Origin of the sequence: Luteococcus sp. (genome assembly GCF_043424415.1) — a bacterium.
Taxonomy (GTDB): Bacteria; Actinomycetota; Actinomycetes; order Propionibacteriales; family Propionibacteriaceae; genus Luteococcus.
On sequence record NZ_JBHWOO010000281.1, the window covers coordinates 1 to 3,666 of the forward strand.

A 3,666-nucleotide genomic window follows, 5' to 3' on the forward strand; every position below is an offset into this window, starting at 1 on the left:
TTCTCTGCTGGCCCCCGGCTTCTTCCAGACGCGTCTGGAGGAGTCGGGCGCCGATGCCATCAGCGCCCCGCTGGGGGCCCACCCGGCGATCGTGGAGGCCCTGGCAGCCTGCCTTGACCGGGCACGCGAGGAGCGCCTGGCGGCCTGAGCGCGGCCTCCGGACGGATACGACGAGGGCCGACACCCCTGTGGGTGCCGGCCCTCGTCACGTGCTGACCCGTGCCGGCCAGGCGGCTCAGGCGCTGGCGGCCTGCTGGCAGCGCAGCGCCCGGCGGGCCGCGTCGGCCTGCTCCAGCAGGATCCGACGCACGCTGGGGGCCGTCTGCTCGTCGGCAGCCAGCTCGTCGACCCTGGACAGGAAGTCCTCGTCGGCCACCGGGTGCGGGAACAGGTAGAGCAGCACGTGCTGGGTGGCGGCGGTGCCGCGACGGTCCCAGCCCTGTTCGCCGGCGCTGATGGTGCGGGCCAGCTCCAGGTAGCGCTCGGCATAGGGACGCAGCATGTCGGCCTGGCCATAGCTCCAGAAGCCGGCGCACATCCGTAGGTGGGTGCCATTGGGCACCGACTCGTCGGTGGTGGCCTGCACCCAGGCGCGCTCCTTGGAGTCCGCGTCGGCGAGCGCCGCCCGGGCCCCCGCTGCCCACTCGGCACCAGTGATCGTCTGGTCCCGCTCAGCCTCGGCATCGATTCCCGCCCCGTCGATGGCGCCCAGGCGGGCCAGCGAACCGACAATCCGCCAGCGCAGGTCGGCATCCACCTCGAGACCCTCCGGGACCTCGTCGCCGTCCAGCCAGGCCTGCAGCAGGGCGGCGCCGGTGGGTCCGTCGACGGCCTCGACCAGCGCCGAGGCGAAGGCCAGCTGGTGGTCACTGCCCGGCTCGGCATCCTTGAGCAGACCGGCGAAGCCGGCCACCAGTCGGCCACGGCTGGCGGGACGCTGCTCGGCCGGGGTGTAGGCGATGGCGGCGGTGGCGGCCTGCGCCCGCAGTGCCCGCACCGCATTCGGGTCGGACTCGGTGCCGATGCCGCCGAGCACCAGCTCGACGTAGGCGCTGGGCGACAGCTGGGCGTCGCGGCACATGTCCCAGGCGGCGGACCAGCACACGGCACGGGCCAGGGGGTCCTCCAGCTGGTGGATGTGCCGGGTCAGGGCGCGCATCGAGGCCTCGTCCAGGCGCACCTTGGCATAGGTGAGGTCACGGTCGTTGAGCAGCACCAGGTCACCGCGGTGCTGGCCCACCAGCGCCTCGATGGGGGTGCGCTCGCCGGTGACGTCCACCTCGATGCCGTGGCGACGGCGCAGCATCGGGTGCTCTCCCTCCGCGTCCAGGGCGAAGATGCCGATGGCGATGCGGTGTGTGCGCAGGGTGGGGTGGGCCTCGTCGGCCTCCTGGACCACGTCGAAGCGGGTGATGCGCCCCAGCTCGTCGGTGTCGAAGTCGGCACGCAGGGTGTTCGGGCCGGTGGTCTCCAGCCAGGTGGCGGTGAAGTCCGAAAGGTCACGGCCACTGGACAGCTCCAGCGCGTCCAGCAGGTTGGTCAGCTCGGTGTTGCCGAAGGCGTGGCGCTCGAAGTAGGTGCGCACGCCGCCCAGGAACTCCTCGGTGCCGACGAAGGCCACCAGCTGCTTGAGCACCGAGGCGCCCTTGGCATAGGTGATGCCGTCGAAGTTCTGCTCCACCGCCTCCAGGTCCACCATGTCGGCGGCGATCGGGTGGGTGGTGGGCAGCTGGTCCTGGCGGTAGGCCCAGCTCTTGCGGTTGTTGCAGAAGCCCACCCACGGGTCGCTGCCGCCGTCGTCGGCATTGATGCGTGCCATGGCGTGGTGGCTGGCCCATTCCGCGAAGGACTCGTTGAGCCACAGGTCGTCCCACCAGTGGATCGTCACCAGGTTGCCGAACCACATGTGGGCCAGTTCGTGCAGGATCGTGTTGTCGCGGCTCTCGTACATCTCGGCGCCGACGCGGGAGCGGAAGAGGTACTCGTCGCGGAAGGTGACGCAGCCCGCATTCTCCATGGCGCCGGCGTTGAACTCCGGCACGAAGACCTGGTCATAGGAGTCGAAGGCGTAGGCGTGGGCGAAGTCGGCCTCGAAGACATCGAAGCCGCGCTGGGTGGTGCGCATGATGCGTTCGTCGTCGAGGAAGTCGGCCATCGACTGGCGGCACATCACCGAGGCGGGGATCTCACCGCGGATGCTGCGGATGGTGTGCTCGACGCGGTGGTATTCGCCGGCCACCAGGGCGGTGATGTAGCTGGGGACCGGCTCGGTGGGGGCGAACTCCCAGATGCCGCAGCCATTGGCACCGTCCTGGGGCTCGACGGCGACGGTATTGCTCACCACGGTCCAGTGGCGTGGGGCGACAACGTTGAGCTGGAAGGTGGCCTTCTGGTCGGGCTGCTCGAAGTTCGCGAACATGCGACGCGCGTCGGCGGTCTCGAACTGGGTGTACAGGTAGACCTTGTCGTCGGCCGGGTCGACGAAGCGGTGCAGGCCCTCGCCGGTGTGGGAGTAGCGGCACAGTGCGGTGATGGTGAGGGTGTGCTCGCCGGGCTCGCTGGTGAAGGGCAGGCGGCCGTCGGCATAGCTGGCGGGATCGAGCTGGGTCTCGTCCAGCCAGGCGTCGAGCACCTCGTCGGCGATGAGGTCGATGTGGCTGTCTCCGCCGGCGGAGGTGAAGGTGGCCTCGCTGGTGGAGATGAAGGTATCGGCATCGGCCAGCGGCTCGCCCTCCAGGTCGAACCCCGACAGGTCGACGGTGACCAGGTAGGACTTGGCGGTGATGACCTGTGATCGCTGCCTTGCCTGGTCACGGGTGATGTTGGCTGGCTTCATGGGCCCGGGCCTTCCTCGATGCGTGTGTGGGGGGGATCCCCGAACGGATCGGTCGGGAGTCCAGAGCGTGAGCCTACCCGTCGCTCCCGCGTGGGCAAGGAGGCGGGCCGGGCAACTCCCGGTCACCCCTGGGCCCGCGACGTAGGCTGGGAGGCATGACGACACAGGTTGACTTCTGGTTCGATCCGCTGTGCCCGTGGGCCTGGATGACCTCTCGCTGGATGCTGGAGGTGGAGGAGGTGCGCGACGTGCACACCACCTTCCACGTGATGAGCCTCTCCGTGCTCAACGACGGCCGGGACGTGCCCGAGGACTACAAGGAGCACATGCTCGAGGGCTGGGTGGGCGTCCGCGCCAGCCTGCTCGTGGAGCAGCAGTACGGCAGTGAGAAGCTGCGCGAGTTCTACAGCGCGCTGGGTACCCGCTATCACTTGGGCAAGGAGCCGAAGACCGCCGAGACGGTGCGCGCCGCGCTGGCCGAGTGCGGCCTGGACGAGTCCATCGCCGAGAAGGCGGACGCTTGGAAGCCGGGCGACGCCCCGGACTCGCTGGATGCCGACCTGCGCAAGAGCCACCACGAGGGCATGGACCCGGTGGGCGACGAGGTGGGCACTCCGGTGATCCACATCAACGGCAAGGCGCTGTTCGGCCCCGTGATCAGCCCCGCCCCGAAGGGTGAGCAGGCCGGGCGCCTGTTCGACGGTTTCGCGCTGGTCACCGAGTACGACGGCTTCTACGAGCTCAAGCGCACCCGGACGGTCGGCCCGATCTTCGACTGATCAGCCGCTCCCCGGTGAAGTGTGCGCCCCAGCCCTCGACATCGAGAGTGA

Annotated in this window: 2 protein-coding genes; one reads left to right on the forward strand and one right to left on the reverse strand. The window is 69.6% G+C overall.

The features are described from left to right. Window positions 1–235: 235 nt before the first annotated feature. Complete coding sequence (gene pepN / locus ACHFFZ_RS15865; RefSeq protein WP_394277572.1) at window positions 236–2,836, reverse strand: aminopeptidase N; 2,601 nt, start codon at window positions 2,834–2,836, stop codon at window positions 236–238. Window positions 2,837–2,991: 155 nt separating this feature from the next. On the opposite strand from pepN, the gene ACHFFZ_RS15870 reads away from it, so the two are divergent. Further along, window positions 2,992–3,615: a disulfide bond formation protein DsbA gene (locus tag ACHFFZ_RS15870; protein WP_394277573.1), complete on the forward strand. Its 624-nt coding sequence runs from the start codon at window positions 2,992–2,994 to the stop codon at window positions 3,613–3,615. The last annotated feature ends 51 nt before the right edge of the window (window positions 3,616–3,666 follow it).

Coding starts and splice junctions, on each gene's coding strand:
- pepN (WP_394277572.1), bottom strand. CDS start 2,836: ATGAAGCCAGCCAACATCACCCGTGACCAGGCAAGGCAGCGATCACAG.
- ACHFFZ_RS15870 (WP_394277573.1), top strand. CDS start 2,992: ATGACGACACAGGTTGACTTCTGGTTCGATCCGCTGTGCCCGTGGGCC.